Here is a 14863-nt window from a genome sequence, read left to right on the forward strand (position 1 = left end):
ACTTCCCCGCTATTGAACCGGAGAACACCCATGCTCAACCGCCCCCTGGCGCTTGCCGCCGGCCTCGTGCTGTCTTGCTGTGCCGCTGTCGTTCAGGCCGCCGAAACCCTGCGTGTCAGCGCCATCCCCGACGAAGCGCCGACCGAGCTGCAGCGCAAGTTCAAGCCTTTGGGTGAATACCTGGCCAAGCAACTGGGCATGGAGGTGAAGTTCGTACCCGTGGCCGACTACCCAGCGGTGGTCGAGTCGCTGGCCGCAGACCGCCTCGATCTGGCCTGGCTGGGGGGCTTCACGTTCGTTCAGGTGCACCTGAAGGACCCGACCGCCACGCCACTGGTACAGCGTGAGCAGGACGCACAGTTCACGTCCAAGTTCATCACCGCCAACCCCGACGTGAAAAGCCTGAGCGATCTGAAGGGCAAGTCGTTTGCCTTCGGTTCCATTTCGTCTACTTCGGGCAGCCTGATGCCGCGTTACTTCATGCTCAAGCAGGACAATATCAAGCCTGAAGAGTACTTCAGCCGCGTGGCCTATTCTGGCGCCCATGATGCCACCGTGGCCTGGGTACAGGCTGGCAAGGTCGAGGGTGGCGTGCTGAACGCCAGCGTGTGGCAAAAGCTGGTGGATGCCGGCAAGGTCGACACCACCAAGGTGAAGGTGTTCGCCACCACCCCGACCTACTTCGACTACAACTGGACCGTGCGCGGCAACATGGACCCGGCGTTGAAACAGAAAATCAAGAAAGCCTTCCTGGACCTTGACCCGAGCAACCCGGAGCACAAGGCGATCCTGGACCTGCAGGCCGCCAGCCGCTTCATCGAGACCAAGCCTGAGAACTACAAGGGCACCGAACAAGCTGCACGCGAGGCCGGCCTGCTCAAGTGACAGCTTCGAATGCGGCAATCCATCTTCACGGTGCCAGCCTGCGCCATGGCCAGGTACGCGCGCTTGACGCGGTGAGCCTGCGGATCGCGCAGGGCGAGCGTGTCGCCATCATCGGGCCGTCGGGGGCGGGCAAGTCCAGTTTGCTGCACCTGATGGCCACGGCCGTTCAGCCCACCAGTGGGCGCCTGGAGTTGCTTGGCGAGCAGCCTTGGGCGCTGTCGGCAAGGGCACGCCAGCGACTGCGCGCGCAGGTTGGCCTGGTGCATCAGGCGCCGCCTTTGCCACCGCGTCAGCGGGTAGTGACCGCAGTGCTGGCGGGTCGCCTGGGGCAGTGGGGTACGCTGCGCGGCTTGCTCAACCTGCTGTACCCCAGCGATGTACCGGGGGCGCGCCAGGCCTTGGCCGAACTGGGCCTGGCCGACAAGCTGTTCGTGCAGTGTGGGCAGTTGTCCGGTGGCCAGTTGCAGCGGGTGGGCATTGCTCGGGCGTTGTACCAGCGCCCGCAGGTGCTGCTGACCGACGAACCGGTGTCGGCCATGGACCCGGTGTTGGCCGACCACAGCCTGGCCTTGCTCAATCGCCATGCCCAAGCGACTGGCGTGACGTTGGTGGCGAGCCTGCACGCCGTAGAGCTCGCGCTGGCGCATTTTCCGCGGGTGATTGGCATTCGGGAAGGGCAGGTTGTGTTCGACTGCCTGGCCGAAGCGGTCACCGAGCAACTGCTGGACGCGCTATACGCCAACGAACAACTGGCTCCGCCGCCCACCCAGGGGCCGACCCTGACCGTGCAGATTCCGCGATGCTGAAGGCCGACGCCCGCGACCCGGCGCTGCTGCCGCGGTTGCTGCTGGCCCTGTTGGCGGTGGCAGTACTGTGGCCGGCTATCCAGACAAGCGAACTGAACCCCGGGGTGCTGTTGCAGGCGGACAACCGTCAGCAGATTGCCAGCTTTACCAGCGCCTTCTGGCCGCCGGCACATGATGCCGATTTTCTTGCACTGCTGTATGAAGCCACCTTGCAGACCCTGGCCGTGGCGACTGCCGGCATGGCGCTGGCGTTGTTGTTGGCGATCCCGGCTGGCTTGCTGGCCAGCCGTGCCTTGTCCTTGCGTGCTGCTTCACGCGGCGGGCGGGCCGGGTTGTGGTCGCGACTGTTGCGCCTGCCGGTGCGTGGGCTGCTGATTTTCCTGCGTAGCGTGCCGGAGATCGTCTGGGCGTTGCTGTTCGTGCGCGCCGTGGGGCTGGGGCCGACGGCGGGCGTACTGGCTATCGCCATCACCTACAGTGGCATGCTCGGCAAGGTTTATGCCGAAATCTTCGAGTCGGTCGACCAGCGCCCGGCGCATGCCTTGTTGCAGGCGGGCAGTGGCCGGCTGGCGGCGTTTTTCTACGGCATCCTGCCCAATGCTGCCTCCGAAGTGGTGTCGTACACCGTGTACCGCTGGGAGTGCGCGGTGCGGGCTTCGGTGGTGATGGGCTTTGTCGGTGCTGGCGGGCTGGGCCAGCAGATCGACCTGTCGATGCGCATGTTTGCGGGTGCGCAAGTGGCGAGCATGCTGTTGACGTTCTTGCTGCTGGTGATCCTGGCCGACCTGCTCAGCCGCCTGCTGCGCTGGAGGCTGGCATGAACCGGGTGATCAATTGGGTGTTGCTGGGCGCCATGGTGGCAGCGGCGGTGGCCTCGTTCGCATACCTGGAGCTGGACTTGCACGCACTGGTCGGCAATGGCGGGCTGGGGCAGATGGGCGAGTACGCCGGGCGCTTCCTGCAGCCGGATCTGTCTGCGGGGCACCTCAAGGCGGTGTGGCGCGGGGCGCTGGAAACCCTGGCCATGTCTGGCATGGGCACCTTGTTGGCAATGGTATTGGGGATGTTGCTGGCACTGCCGGCGGCGGGCCGCTTCGGTTGGCCGTTGCAAGGGGCCGCGCGTTTGCTGCTCAATGCCTTGCGTGCCATTCCTGAACTGGTGTGGGCAGCGCTGACTGTGCTGGCGGCTGGGCTGGGGCCGAATGCCGGTACCCTGGCTTTGGCGTTGCACACCGCTGGCGTGCTGGGGCGGTTGTTTGCCGAGGCGCTTGAGAACGCCCCGCCCGAGCCGGCGGCGGCGATCCGTTTGCAGGGGGGCAGCCAGGTGGCGGCGTTCTGCTTTGGTACCCTGCCCAACCTGTGGCCGCAGTTGCTGGCCTACAGCTTGTACCGCTGGGAGAACAACATCCGCATGGCAAGTGTGCTCGGGTTCGTCGGGGCGGGCGGGTTGGGGCAGATGCTGTACACCACCTTGAGCCTGTTCCAGGAGGCCCAGGCCAGCACGGTGATCATCGGTATGCTGGTGTTGGTGTTGCTGGTGGATGTGTCGAGTGATGTGTTGCGTCAGCGCTATGTGCGTGCCTGACGGAAAGCCCGGGCTGCAAAGCAGCCCCGACATCTCTCAGGCGTCTACAGCCTCGGCACACTGCGCCTCCCGCTGCATCGACTCCAGGTTACGCTCGATCGTCTCGCATATGGTATCCATCTGGATCTGATGCTCGCTGAACCTGAACGGGCTCTGCAAGTCCGTGCCGATCCGCTCGATGGCCAGCAACATGAACCCTACCACCGTCGACGCCAGCGGCGTGAACCAGCCCAGCGATTCCACCAGCCCCACCGGCACGATCAGGCAGAACAGGGTGATGAACAGCCGTGGGAAATACACATAGGGGTAGGGCAATGGCGTATTGGCAATCCGCTCCATGCCGCCCTGGGCGTTAGACAGGTCTACCAGCGTCGACTCCAGCCGCGCCAGACGAATGCTGTCCAGCCGCCCGGCCTGGTATTCCCGCGCCAGCAAGGCTGCCGAGCCGCCGAGAATGTCATTGGCGAAATTGTTCGAGCGGTTGCGCCGTTCGAACTCCGCCGGGGGGATGAAGGCCATCAACTCCTCCGGGCAGCTTTCGCCTTTCAAGTGCGCCGCCAGGCAGTTCACATAGGCGATATGCCGGCGCAGCAGGGTGGCCTTGACCGGGTTCAGGCCGTCATCCGGGTCATCGATCAGCGTCAGCGTCTGCCGGGCGAAGCTGCGCGAACTGTTCACCAGCGCGCCCCACAGGGTGCGAGCCTCCCACCAGCGGTTGTAGGCGCTGCTGTTGCGAAAACTTACCAGTACCACCAAGGCTGAGCCCAGCAGGGTCAGCGGGATCAGTGGCAGGGTGAACTTGCTGTTCAAGAACAGCATGAAATCGATGGTGACCAGCACATCCCAGATCAGCAGCCAGAACAGCGACCAACCGATATAGCCGATGGTCTTCACCACCAGGCGGTACTTGCGGGCGATGACGTCTTTCACGCGGGGGTACCTCGAAACGCGGGGGATGCAGGATGGGACGCCGAGGCTCGTCGAAGGTTCGAGGGTTGAATGTTGCAAGGGATTTTGTAGCTGAAACGAAGGGAAAACTCCGACCAGCCTATCAGACGTGCCTGAATTCCTGATTCAGCTCAAAAACGACAGAGTGGGTCGCTTCAATCCTTGAATGGGTGTATCCATAAGGATACGATTGGGTGACCACTTGATGTTTCTCGTTGAACAGACGGAAAGCTTTGCCGCTTGGCTATCGAGCTTGAGAGATTTGAGGGCCAGGCTGGCGATAGGTCGTAGGCTGGAGCGAGCAGCGGCGGGCAATCTTGGTGACTTCAAGTGGCTTGGAGGCGGTATTGGTGAGCTTCGCATCGACGTAGCTGCCGGTTATCGCGTCTATTTCACGCAAAAGGGGCAGAGGTTGGTTTTACTGCTGGTCGGCGGCGACAAGTCCACCTAAGCCGCCGACATCCTCAAAGCCAGAAAGCTGCTGAAGGAGATGAAATGAGCGAAAAATTGATCCCGTTTGATATGGCAGCCTTGTTGAGCAGCGATGAGGCAATCAGTGAATACCTTAGTCAGGTGCTATCAAATGGCGATACCGAGGAAATCATTCGAGCACTTGGCCATATCGCTCGTGCACGGGGCATGACACATATTGCTATGGAGAGTGGGCTGGGTAGAGAAAGCCTGTACAAGGCGCTGAGCCCTGGCGCGAAGCCTCGTTTTGACACTGTATTGAGGGTCATTCGTGCTCTGGGGGTGGACCTTCTCGTTCAGCCACATGCAATGACCCGCTGATCCAGCTCGGTTAAGTCAGTATTTGCTTCATCTGCACCAACGCTACCCGCGTGCCGTCCCACGCCTGCCGCTCCTCGATGCCGAACGGTGTGAAGCCCAGCTGTGGATAAAGCAGCAAGCCTGCGGTGTTGTGATTGAAGCATGACACCCAGACCTCCCGGGCGCTGTACTGCTGGCGGGCGAGGTCGATCATTGCCGTTACCAGATAACGCGCTACACCAAGGCCGCGGGCGCTGGGGGCCACCACTACGTTGCCCAGGGCACATAGGCCGCCATGTTCGGCTTTGTAGAAATTGGCGAAGGCCAGGACAGCGCCGTTACCTTCCACTACCGTGGAGCCGCTGCGTTGGGCTATGGCGTCGCTCAGCTGGTTGGGGGTGAGGGGGTAGGTGGCTTTGGGGAACATGTAGAACAGTTCGTCCGGGCTCTGCGGGAAGCTGCAGATAACGGGGATGTCTTCTGGCCGGATGGGGCGGTGGGTCAGGTGCATGGCAGGTCCTTCTCGCGTTGGCTGGCAGGGCCTCTTCGCGGGTTTACCCGCGAAGAGGCCATCAGCCTCACATCATAGGCCGCTTTTCATCCAACACCGCGCCCCGATTCACGGCTTGGCGGCCACCGCCACGTAGCCTTTGACCGCAGCCGGTGCCTGGGGCTTGGCCTTGTGCGCCAGCAGGTACTGATAGCGTCGCCATTCCTTGTCGATTTCGCTGAACGACATGAACACGCTGATACGGTCCTTGCCGACCAGGTCCGGGCGCTTGCCCGCATCGATCTCGTTGGTGGGAATGATGGCCACGTTGATGCCCACCACCGTGCCGTCATCGGCAAACACCGGCCCACCCGACATGCCTTTGGTGATCGGGCCGTCATGCACCGAGTAGAAAACACTGCCAGGCGTACCTTCAAGCCGTACCAGCGACGACAGGGCATGGCCCTTGCCCTGCATCGGCATCATGAAACTGTTGAAGCCCACCGCCGTCACGGCTTCCCCTGGCACGTACTGGCGCCAGTGCGGCACGCTGCTGGCTTTGTGCTTGAAGAACACTACGTCACCGAGGCCCTCGTGGACCACGTTGCGCAGGAAGGGGGTGTGTTTGGCGGTCACAGCGTAATCCTCGTTCCACTGGATGGCGCTGGCCATCAGCAACATCGGCAGAGGGGCACCAGAAGTGACCACGAAAGCCTGACTGTAGACGGGATCTGAAACGTACGACGTTGGCACTCCATTGCACCCACTGAGCAGCATCATTGCCGCCATGCAGGGCGCGATTGTTTTCATGTGTCACACAGGGCGTGGAAAAATGGGAACGCAACTATGGCCAAGTGCCATTACTCTAGCAATGCTTTCGGCATATATCCGACGAATGACAGCTTAAGTGTTAGTCATGACGGCGGCCAATAGAATGCAGGTATGGCTACAGGTCCCAGAGCCATTGGGGCGGCGTCAAAGTGAAGGGATTTTTTTTCGGGCGAATCTGAGGGGTGTGGACTGCATTGAGCTGCATTGGGCGACCACACTGACAAGCTACCTTTTTCACGGCGACCTGTTCATAGTTGCCAGTCGACTTACCCTGAAAGGAATCAGAACATTGTTTAAGCTAAGGATGGTCTGAAAAAGACTTCCCGAATCTGGTGAAATACGCCGATCCCGTTGCCCGAGTTTCCCGATGAAGCAAATGACCTTCGCCGACGCCGAGTACGCCGGCAAGCGCAAGCAGACCCGCAAAGAGTTGTTCCTGATCGAGATGGATCAGGTGGTGCCGTGGAAGGGTTTGATTGCCCTGATCGAGCCGCACTACCCCAAGGGTGAAGGTGGTCGTCCGGCGTATCAGCTGATGGCGATGCTGCGCGTACATTTGATGCAGAACTGGTTCGGCTACAGCGATCCGGCGATGGAGGAGGCGCTGTACGAGACCACAATCTTGCGCCAGTTTGCCGGGCTGAACCTAGAGCGTATTCCCGACGAAACCACCATCCTCAATTTCCGTCGCCTGCTGGAGAAGCACGAGTTGGCGGCCGGGATTCTGGCGGTGATCAATGGTTACCTGGGCGATCGGGGCCTGTCGCTGCGCCAGGGCACCATCGTCGATGCCACGCTGATCCATGCGCCGAGTTCGACCAAGAACAAGGACGGTAAGCGTGACCCGCAAATGCACCAGACCAAGAAGGGCAATCAGTATTACTTCGGGATGAAGGCCCACATCGGCGCGGATGCTGAGTCTGGCCTGGTGCACAGCGTGGTGGGGACGGCAGCCAACGTTGCTGACGTTACCCAGGTCGACAAACTGCTGCATGGAAAGGAAAACATGGTCGGCGCCGACGCGGGTTACACCGGCGTAGAGAAACGCCCGGAACATGAAGGCCGGGAGGTGATCTGGCAGATTGCGGCCCGCCGCAGTACGTACAAGAAGCTGAGTAAGCGCAGTGCGCTGTACAAAGCCAAGCGCAAGATCGAGAAATCCAAGGCCCAGGTGCGCGCCAAAGTCGAGCACCCGTTCCGGGTGATCAAGCGCCAATTCGGCTACGTGAAGACACGCTTCCGTGGCCTGGCGAAGAACACCGCGCAGTTGGTGACACTGTTCGCGCTGTCGAACCTGTGGATGGCGCGCCGACATTTGCTGACGAATGCAGGAGAGGTGCGTCTGTAATGCGGGAAATGGCCGGCGCGAGGTGCTCGCGCCGGCTATAAATCCGGAAAGAGGGGATGATTTGATCGTTTTTTAGCCGAATCACCGTTTTGAAATCGGCAAGGGCTGGAGTCAGCCAGAAATACCTGACTACTTCAGATCATCCCTAAATCCCCTGGTGCCGGAGCTGATTGTTTCTGATCTACCTCGCAGCCTGGCATTTTACTGCGGCGTACTCGGCTTCAAGATTGAATACGACCGGCCAGAAGAGCATTTTGCCTTTCTGTCTTTTGGCGGCAGCCAGCTGATGCTGGAGCAGGACTGGCAGAGTGAGTCACCCTGGCGGGTCGGCCCGCTGGAGCCGCCGTATGGTCGAGGCATCAACCTGTCGATCGAATGCGCTGATGCACTGGCCTTGGTCGCGTCGCTGGGGGTTGCGGGGCATAGCATCAGAAAGCCGATTGAAGAGTGTTGGTACCGCCAGGGCGGCATGCTGGTCGGCCAGCGCAATTTCCTGGTGCAGGATCCGGACGGCTACTTGCTTCGGTTTGCTGAAGATCTTGGCGTGAAGAGCGCCTGAGCCACGGGCGGACACACGAAAAATTGACCCCAGGTTGCGCTCGATGGTCTCGCAACGGGTATCCATCTGGATCTGGTGCTCACTGAACCTGAACAGGCTCTGCTAATCCGTGCCGATCCGCCCCATGCCACCCTGTGTATTGGACAGATCTACCACCGTCGGATGCTGTTGCTTTTGTCCACGCTGAATATGTGGCAATGAAGTGTTGCCACATAACGCTATGCACCCACACAGTTACTGAATCCGCAGCGCTTATTGCCCCCCGCGCACTTTCGGAACTAAGCCAGCATCTTCGCCTGAACTAACTTCCCTCTTTCGAGTGTTGAGTGTCGCCATATCAATTATTTATGTCCCTTGCACGATAGTTTCAAAATGGCTGAACTAAGTATTTGCCCACAGCGCTTTTTCCCGAAGCGGGTCATCAACAAAATAGCCGCCCTTCAATTTTAAACATCAGCCTGACGCGGTGGCCGAAGGTTGACCGCAGCGGCTGGCGGCCGGGTAGGTGGCTCGCCGCCTGAGCTGATGAACCCACACCGATTACCAGTAAAGGAAAGTGTCATGGGAATGACGAGGCGTAAATTTTTGATCGGCGGCGGCGTCGTGGCTATTGCAGGTGGCGCAGGCATTCTGACCCCCTTGCTGACCCGCGAAGGCAGGTTGATCCCCGGCAAACCGCGGTTTGGCTTTGTAGAAGGTAGCGAAGGTGCGCTTCCCAAACAGGCAGACGTCGTCGTTGTTGGCGCTGGTATTCTGGGGCTCATGACCGCAATCAATCTTGTCGAGCGTGGCCTCTCGGTAGTCGTCGTTGAAAAAGGTGATATTGCCGGCGAGCAGTCATGCAGGTTCTATGGTCAGGTCATGACCTACAAGATGCCTGATGCGACGTTCCAGTTGCACCATCTTGCCAAACAACGGTGGCGCGAGATGAATGCCAAAGTGGGTGCAGATACTAGCTATCGCACACAGGGCCGGGTCGAAGTTCCTTTCGATGAAGAAGACCTGGAAAACGTCAGAAAGTGGATCGATGTCAAAAGCCGGGAAGTAGCAGCGGACAACCCCTTCAAGACTCGGATCATTCAGGGGAATGAACTCGAACAGCGGCTGCGCGGTGCATCCTCGAGCTGGAAAATTGCAGGTTTCGAGGAAGACTCCGGTAGCCTGGACGCCGAGCGCGCATCGTTTGTCATGGCGGAGTACGCCAAGAAAGTGGGTGTGCGCATCTACACCCACTGCGCCGCAAGGGGCCTGGAAACCCAGGCGGGCGTCATCTCCGATGTGGTGACCGAGAAGGGCGCCATCAGGACTTCTCGCGTGGTCGTGGCAGGCGGCGCCTGGTCCAGGCTGTTCATGCAGAACCTGGGCGTCGATGTGCCTACCTTGCCGGCCTACCAGTCCCAGCAAATCATCAGCGCGGCACCCCGTGCACCGGGGGGCAACGTTGCATTGCCAGGGAATATCTACTTCCGCGAGCAGGCCGACGGTACATACGCCACCTCGCCGCGCGTCGTCGTTGCCCCGGTGGTCAAAGAATCGTTCATGTATGGTTATAAATACCTGCCATTGCTGGCCATCCCCGACTTCCCGGTGCACATCTCACTCAACAAGCAACTGATCGATTCGTTCACTCAGCCCACCCAGTGGAGGCTGGACGAGGTATCGCCCTTCGAGAAAAACAGGCTGATGACGGCAGCCCCGGATATTCCAGAGCTGGATGCATCTCTGGAAAAGCTCAAAGTCGAGTTCCCTGCCTTCAAAGATGCGAAGTTGATCGATCAGTGGAGCGGTGCCATGGCCATCGCCCCGGATGAGAACCCGATCATTTCGCAGGTCAACGAGTACCCAGGCCTGGTCATCAACACCGCGACCGGTTGGGGTATGACGGAAAGCCCGGTGTCGTCCGAGCTGACGGCAGACCTGCTGCTTGGAAAGGCGCCGGTGCTGGACCCGAAACCCTTCAGTTTGTATCGATTCTAAGTACGCATACCGCAATGGAATGACCCGTACACGCATAAACGGTGCGTGTACATTCTTGTGTAACCATCAGGAGAGAAATATGAAATTCGCTTTCAAGACCGTTGCTGCATTGGCGTTGGGAATAGCCGGTGTTGGCAGCGTTCATGCACAAGATATCGTGCGCCATGGCGCAGGTAGTTTCCCTATCTCGTCGGCTGTAGAGATTCCTGCCGGGAAGTCAGTCGTCTATCTGAGCGGTTCCGTCCCGTCGGTGATCCATCCTGATGCGCCCAAGGATTCGCTGGAAGCCTACGGTGATACCAAGGCACAAACCATCAATGTGCTTGAAAGCATCCAGCAGCAGCTGAAAACGCTGGGTCTTGGCCTGACTGACGTGGTGAAGATGCAGGTATTCCTGGTGGGTGGGCCGGAGAACGGCGGCAAGATGGATTTCGAAGGTTTCATGGCTGGCTACACCCAGTTCTTCGGGCCAGCCGCCAAGCAGCCGGTGCTACCTGCGCGCTCGGCGTTCCAGATTGCAGGCCTGGCGCACCCTGCCTGGCGGGTTGAGATCGAAGTGACAGCGGTTCGTCCCTGAGAGGACCTTGGCCCAGCCCGACAAAATCGTCGGGCACAAAAAAACCGACCGTAAGGTCGGTTTTTTCCGGATTTGGTGCCCCGAGGGAGACTCGAACTACACCTTTAAATTAATCTACCCCAATAAAGCTGGTATCTGCTGAGTTAGACGCTTGTTTTGGGTAGAAATTTTGGGTAGAAATGGGGTGTGAATTTTCTTCGTGGATCTCCCATATGTCCGATTTTTTGGTCCTCAAAGGCGGCACGTACCATGTGCGGCTAGACATCCCAGCAGATGCGAGAGAAGCGTTTGGTGATCGAAGGGTTCTCACAAAGAGTCTCAAGACCGGGAACCGATCAGAGGCTCACGTTCTAAAGCTTCGATGGCTACAGCAGTGGAAGATCGAGATCGAAAAAGCTCGGAAACACGAGATTCCTGATTTCCGTGAAGAGGTTGCATTAATCGTCGAAAAATATCGGGATAAGATCGAGGCCGAGAAAAGAAACCCGTTACCTTGGCCGATTGGACAGCAAGTAGCTTCTTCAGCCACTACAGATCGAACAACAGAAATAAGTCAGGTCATAAAGGCCCATAAACTAAGACCCAAGCAGGTTGGAGAGGCCATTGATATAATTATGGGTATAAGCGATTACTCGCCTAAAACTCCTTTTTTTAAAAGCCGTTTAGATGCATTTCATTCATATGAGAAAGAAGTGAGGAAAGTTGAGTTATCTACTGTTGACCGTCACGTAAAAAGACTTAAGGTGCTTGATGCTTTCCTCAAGGAAAGTGATTTGCCTTTGAATCACGATACCATATCGACGTTTTTAGCATCCCTCAAAATTGAAGCAAAGACGAAAAAGCAGTACCTGTTTTCATTCAATGCCTTTTGGAATTTTGCTATCAAGAAAGATGCAGCGTTCAAATCAGTCTATGCTAGCACTCCCAATCCATTTAAGGAGCATGAGCTAAATCAAGAAAAGCGTGGTATATACAAAGAAGCCTCTCGACGGGCGTTTACCACTGGTGAGATCGAGTTGTTGTATGAATCTGCATTGGCTGAGTCTAATCAAAAATTAGCCGATCTCATCGAAATTGGTGCGTATACGGGGGCGAGGATTGAAGAAATTTGCCAGCTTCGCACTGACTCGATTGTCATTGAAGATGATATTGAGTGCTTCCATATACGTGAAGGTAAGACAGATGGCGCAGTAAGGCATGTTCCAATCCATCCTAAGCTAAAGAACACTATCAAACGTCTCGTAGAGTCTTCAAAGGACGGATACCTATTGCAGACGGGGAAGGGCGGAAAGTACGGCGTAAAATCCAAGGATTTAGGGAATGATTTCTCTCAGTTTAAAACCCGACATGGGTTCGACAAAAAATGTGTTTTTCATAGTGTCCGTAAAACTGTAATCACATTATTAGAGCGTGCAGACGTAAAAAATCTTGTTGTCATGTCTCTTGTTGGTCATGAGCCTGGAGGATCGTTAAATATTACATTTGACCGATACTCAGAAGGCCCAACACCGAAAGCAAAATTAGAAGCCATCAAAAATATCACTTACCGACTTTTGCCTAACGATCAAGCGTTATGAATTACCGCGTTTAAAAGTCTAACCATCAAACGATTAGAGGCTGTCATTTTTGATGATGGCCTTTCTTGTACGTCCATGTTTTGCACGTCCAATTTGCACGCCCAATAATTTGACAACATGATAATATGTGGTACTTATATTTATATGGGTATGCTTATTTTACAAGCAAGGCCCTTGGACGTACAACCCTGACGGTTTGTATGTCCACCCTTCGGGACGGGCCGCTTGAAAATTACGCACTTCGTTTGAATTTTTAAAATCAAGAGCAGAAAAAAGGAGGTCTAAACAAATCAACTATATGGAGTCGAATATGATTAAAGATGCAGAAGACAGATGTAGAGAAATCTTGTCAAAACCAAGGAGTTACTCAGATGAAGACATAATAGAATTTATTTATGAATTCAGTTGTAAAACCGGACTTTGTTTTCGATATGGATTGACAGAGGAATTACCAGCTAAACCAATCAAGGAGAAAATTTACTTTTTTGCTTCAATGCTAATATATTTGAACAGGCATGGTGGTAACGGAGAAAGCAATAAAGAAATCAACGTAAGCGATGAGGATATGAAAGATTTATCAATTCACATTGCTTTCATAATTAGCGAATTATCGAAAGACATAAAATAATAAATTGGGCATCCGCCCATTTACACCAAATTTACATCGACCAAGGAAAATATGAATGACAGAAGAAATAGAGATCAACGCTTCAATTTAAGAGTTACACAGGCAGAAAAACAGTTAATCGAAGCAGCAAGAGAGATTACCGGCTCACATTCCATAGCCGATCTAATAATAAATTTACTCGAAAACTCAAGCGTGTTACTCGTAAGTGAAGTTGAGAGTTACAGCGAGGTTTTTGCAAAGTCTGGTAATCTCGGCAAAAACATTATTAAGGGCTTAAATCTCATCCAAGCCCAACCAGACCGTTATCAAGCGTTTATAAACTATCTTGAAAAAGACGACAAAAAGAACTTTGCCGCCCTGATGGCGTTTGCAAGTAATTTGGAGAAAGCAACAAATACATATTGTCTTTATGAGGACAATATTAAGGCATCCGCAGATTTCACCCTAAAAGAATTCATCAAGATAAAAAATAAAGGGGTGAAAAAATGATCAATAGAATTAGAAGCAGAACAGGTGGCTATAAAAACGGAGTGGCCAACACTGTTAAATATCAGCTCAAAACAAACCCAACAGATGAGAACGACTCTTTCGAGTCATCGGTCCCAAGAATTGAAGGTGAGAGCGATTGGGAGTATGCAAAACGTGTAGAGCGTGCTTTTGAAGCCGCAAGGGTTCACAATCAAAAGCAGCTATATCAACACAACACATTAAGTTTTCACCCAGAGGAAAGCAAGAGATTAAGCAATAAACAGATAATGGAGATTGCAAAGGAATTTTACTTAAAAGAAGGGTTAGGAGATAAAAACCGCCATTATGTTTTTGTCGTTGAGCGTGATACAAAACACGCACACGTTCACGCAGCAATTCATTTAACAGACTTGGAGAGCAAAAGGGTTAATAACAAGATGGTGAATTACAAACCAATTGCCAACCGTTTAGAAAAGAAATATGGACTTTATCAGGTAGATCGAAGCCCTAATCCGTTCAATGACAATGAGCCTAAAAAAGATAAAAAGAAAGAAATTAAAGACGACCTAAAATCTTTGATGACAAACACCTCCACCGCTTCCGATTTTCTTGTTGCAGCAAATGCTGCAGGTTATGAAATCCTACATAACGGAAATTCTGCCTATTCGCTCGAAAAGGATGGTGAAACCTTCAAGGCTTCGGACGTGGGGGCGTCCTACAAGTCATTAAAAGCCCGCTTTGGCGAGGATTCCGAGTTTGCGAGTACCCTTGCCAGCCTGGGCAGGAAGACAGAACCTAAACGCCAAATGGGAAGCCTTACCGGCCCACAGTTCGCATCTGCTGATGACGAAGTGACCAAGGAAGAGAAGGTCAAGAAATCCAAAAAAACTTTATACACTCGTTTTGATAGTGATGATGGGAAATTCTTCTTTTTCAAGGACAGCCCACGCGAAGCATTTCGCTATGAGCGAGGTTCTGTGACGTTCAACTGCATGAGTCCTACTGCAATCAAGGCCGGTCTACAAAAAATGGTCGAAGAATGCGAGAAGAAGAATGACAAGGAAATTTTCGTTACGAGTGACATTCGAAGCTTTAAACGTGAAACGTGGATTCAATTTCAGATGATGGGGTTGGACAAAAAAGGCTATAAACTCAATGGTTTTGAACCTAGCCAGCTTGACCATATTGAGCTTCGAAAAAGAAAATCCGAATTTGAAAGTAAGTTTTCTACGGGCAATTCATCTATTACCAATGTGTCTACTGTCAAAAACCCTTTCGATAAGCTCAATGAGTCTGCACAGAAAATGAAAGAAATTGAAGAAATGAAGAAAGAGAACGAAGAGAAGCGAAAGCACGTCAGCAATACGAGACGAAATATTATGAAACCAAGACTGTAAAAAAACGCCCATCAAG

Annotated in this window: 17 protein-coding genes and 1 pseudogene; 14 read left to right on the forward strand and 4 right to left on the reverse strand. The window is 54.7% G+C overall.

Features of this window, described 5'->3' with window-relative positions; translation table 11 throughout:
* Window positions 1–30 precede the first annotated feature (30 nt).
* The 4 genes from REH59_RS04150 to phnE are packed head-to-tail and all read left to right on the forward strand — an operon-like array spanning window position 31 to window position 3276.
* Entirely contained in the window at window positions 31–885 is an 855-nt protein-coding gene (locus REH59_RS04150) for a putative selenate ABC transporter substrate-binding protein (protein WP_014861459.1), read from the forward strand.
* Entirely contained in the window at window positions 882–1691 is an 810-nt protein-coding gene (locus REH59_RS04155; protein ID WP_014861460.1) for a phosphonate ABC transporter ATP-binding protein, read from the forward strand. Before REH59_RS04150 ends, REH59_RS04155 begins: the two co-directional genes overlap by 4 nt.
* Window positions 1685–2512 (forward strand): PhnE/PtxC family ABC transporter permease, encoded by an 828-nt coding sequence (locus REH59_RS04160; RefSeq protein WP_004576350.1) that lies wholly within the window; start codon window positions 1685–1687, stop codon window positions 2510–2512. Before REH59_RS04155 ends, REH59_RS04160 begins: the two co-directional genes overlap by 7 nt.
* Window positions 2509–3276 carry a phosphonate ABC transporter, permease protein PhnE gene (gene phnE / locus REH59_RS04165; RefSeq protein ID WP_014861461.1) on the forward strand — a complete coding sequence of 256 codons (768 nt, stop codon included), beginning with the start codon at window positions 2509–2511 and terminating at the stop codon, window positions 3274–3276. Before REH59_RS04160 ends, phnE begins: the two co-directional genes overlap by 4 nt.
* Before the next feature lie 36 nt (window positions 3277–3312).
* Here the strand turns inward: phnE and REH59_RS04170 are convergent, their stop codons facing one another.
* Complete coding sequence (locus REH59_RS04170) at window positions 3313–4206, reverse strand: bestrophin family protein (protein ID WP_014861462.1); 894 nt, start codon at window positions 4204–4206, stop codon at window positions 3313–3315.
* Window positions 4207–4429: 223 nt separating this feature from the next.
* Here REH59_RS04170 and REH59_RS04175 point away from each other — a divergent pair, with 223 nt between their 5' ends.
* Window positions 4430–4675 carry a type II toxin-antitoxin system RelE/ParE family toxin gene (locus REH59_RS04175; RefSeq protein ID WP_128573832.1) on the forward strand — a complete coding sequence of 82 codons (246 nt, stop codon included), beginning with the start codon at window positions 4430–4432 and terminating at the stop codon, window positions 4673–4675.
* Window positions 4676–4719: 44 nt separating this feature from the next.
* Window positions 4720–5016 (forward strand): addiction module antidote protein, encoded by a 297-nt coding sequence (locus REH59_RS04180; protein ID WP_014861463.1) that lies wholly within the window; start codon window positions 4720–4722, stop codon window positions 5014–5016.
* Between the two features lie 10 nt (window positions 5017–5026).
* On the opposite strand, the gene REH59_RS04185 is transcribed toward REH59_RS04180, so the two are convergent.
* Both REH59_RS04185 and REH59_RS04190 read right to left on the reverse strand, forming a co-directional pair.
* On the reverse strand, window positions 5027–5506 hold the full coding sequence (locus REH59_RS04185; protein WP_014861464.1) for a GNAT family N-acetyltransferase: 480 nt from the start codon (window positions 5504–5506) through the stop codon (window positions 5027–5029).
* Window positions 5507–5614: 108 nt separating this feature from the next.
* Window positions 5615–6262 (reverse strand): trypsin-like peptidase domain-containing protein, encoded by a 648-nt coding sequence (locus REH59_RS04190; RefSeq protein WP_121782881.1) that lies wholly within the window; start codon window positions 6260–6262, stop codon window positions 5615–5617.
* 421 nt (window positions 6263–6683) lie between these two features.
* On the opposite strand from REH59_RS04190, the gene REH59_RS04195 reads away from it, so the two are divergent.
* Window positions 6684–7664, forward strand: a complete 981-nt coding sequence (locus tag REH59_RS04195) for an IS5-like element ISPst5 family transposase (protein ID WP_014851864.1) — start codon at window positions 6684–6686, stop codon at window positions 7662–7664.
* Window positions 7665–7821: 157 nt separating this feature from the next.
* Window positions 7822–8223 (forward strand): bleomycin resistance protein, encoded by a 402-nt coding sequence (locus REH59_RS04200; protein ID WP_017148107.1) that lies wholly within the window; start codon window positions 7822–7824, stop codon window positions 8221–8223.
* Window positions 8224–8238: 15 nt separating this feature from the next.
* On the opposite strand, the pseudogene REH59_RS04205 reads toward REH59_RS04200, so the two are convergent.
* Window positions 8239–8343, reverse strand: a pseudogene (locus REH59_RS04205) (effector protein); the annotation flags it as partial.
* Between the two features lie 441 nt (window positions 8344–8784).
* Between REH59_RS04205 and REH59_RS04210 the strand changes: the two are divergent.
* The 6 genes from REH59_RS04210 (at window position 8785) to REH59_RS04235 (ending at window position 14847) form a co-directional block, all read left to right on the forward strand.
* Window positions 8785–10200, forward strand: a complete 1416-nt coding sequence (locus REH59_RS04210; protein ID WP_108078299.1) for an NAD(P)/FAD-dependent oxidoreductase — start codon at window positions 8785–8787, stop codon at window positions 10198–10200.
* Window positions 10201–10279: 79 nt separating this feature from the next.
* A complete protein-coding gene (locus REH59_RS04215) occupies window positions 10280–10777 on the forward strand; it encodes a RidA family protein (RefSeq protein ID WP_014589747.1) in 498 nt (165 codons plus the stop codon).
* A 212-nt stretch (window positions 10778–10989) separates the two neighbouring features.
* On the forward strand, window positions 10990–12354 hold the full coding sequence (locus REH59_RS04220) for a tyrosine-type recombinase/integrase (RefSeq protein WP_320450388.1): 1365 nt from the start codon (window positions 10990–10992) through the stop codon (window positions 12352–12354).
* A gap of 310 nt (window positions 12355–12664) precedes the next feature.
* Complete coding sequence (locus tag REH59_RS04225) at window positions 12665–12982, forward strand: hypothetical protein (protein ID WP_320450389.1); 318 nt, start codon at window positions 12665–12667, stop codon at window positions 12980–12982.
* A gap of 51 nt (window positions 12983–13033) precedes the next feature.
* Window positions 13034–13471: a hypothetical protein gene (locus tag REH59_RS04230; protein ID WP_320450390.1), complete on the forward strand. Its 438-nt coding sequence runs from the start codon at window positions 13034–13036 to the stop codon at window positions 13469–13471.
* Window positions 13468–14847 (forward strand): relaxase/mobilization nuclease domain-containing protein, encoded by a 1380-nt coding sequence (locus REH59_RS04235; RefSeq protein ID WP_320450391.1) that lies wholly within the window; start codon window positions 13468–13470, stop codon window positions 14845–14847. The genes REH59_RS04230 and REH59_RS04235 overlap by 4 nt, the downstream gene beginning before the upstream one ends.
* Window positions 14848–14863 lie beyond the last annotated feature (16 nt).

The organism is Pseudomonas sp. BO3-4, from assembly GCF_034044115.1.
GTDB lineage: Bacteria > Pseudomonadota > Gammaproteobacteria > Pseudomonadales > Pseudomonadaceae > Aquipseudomonas > Aquipseudomonas alloputida.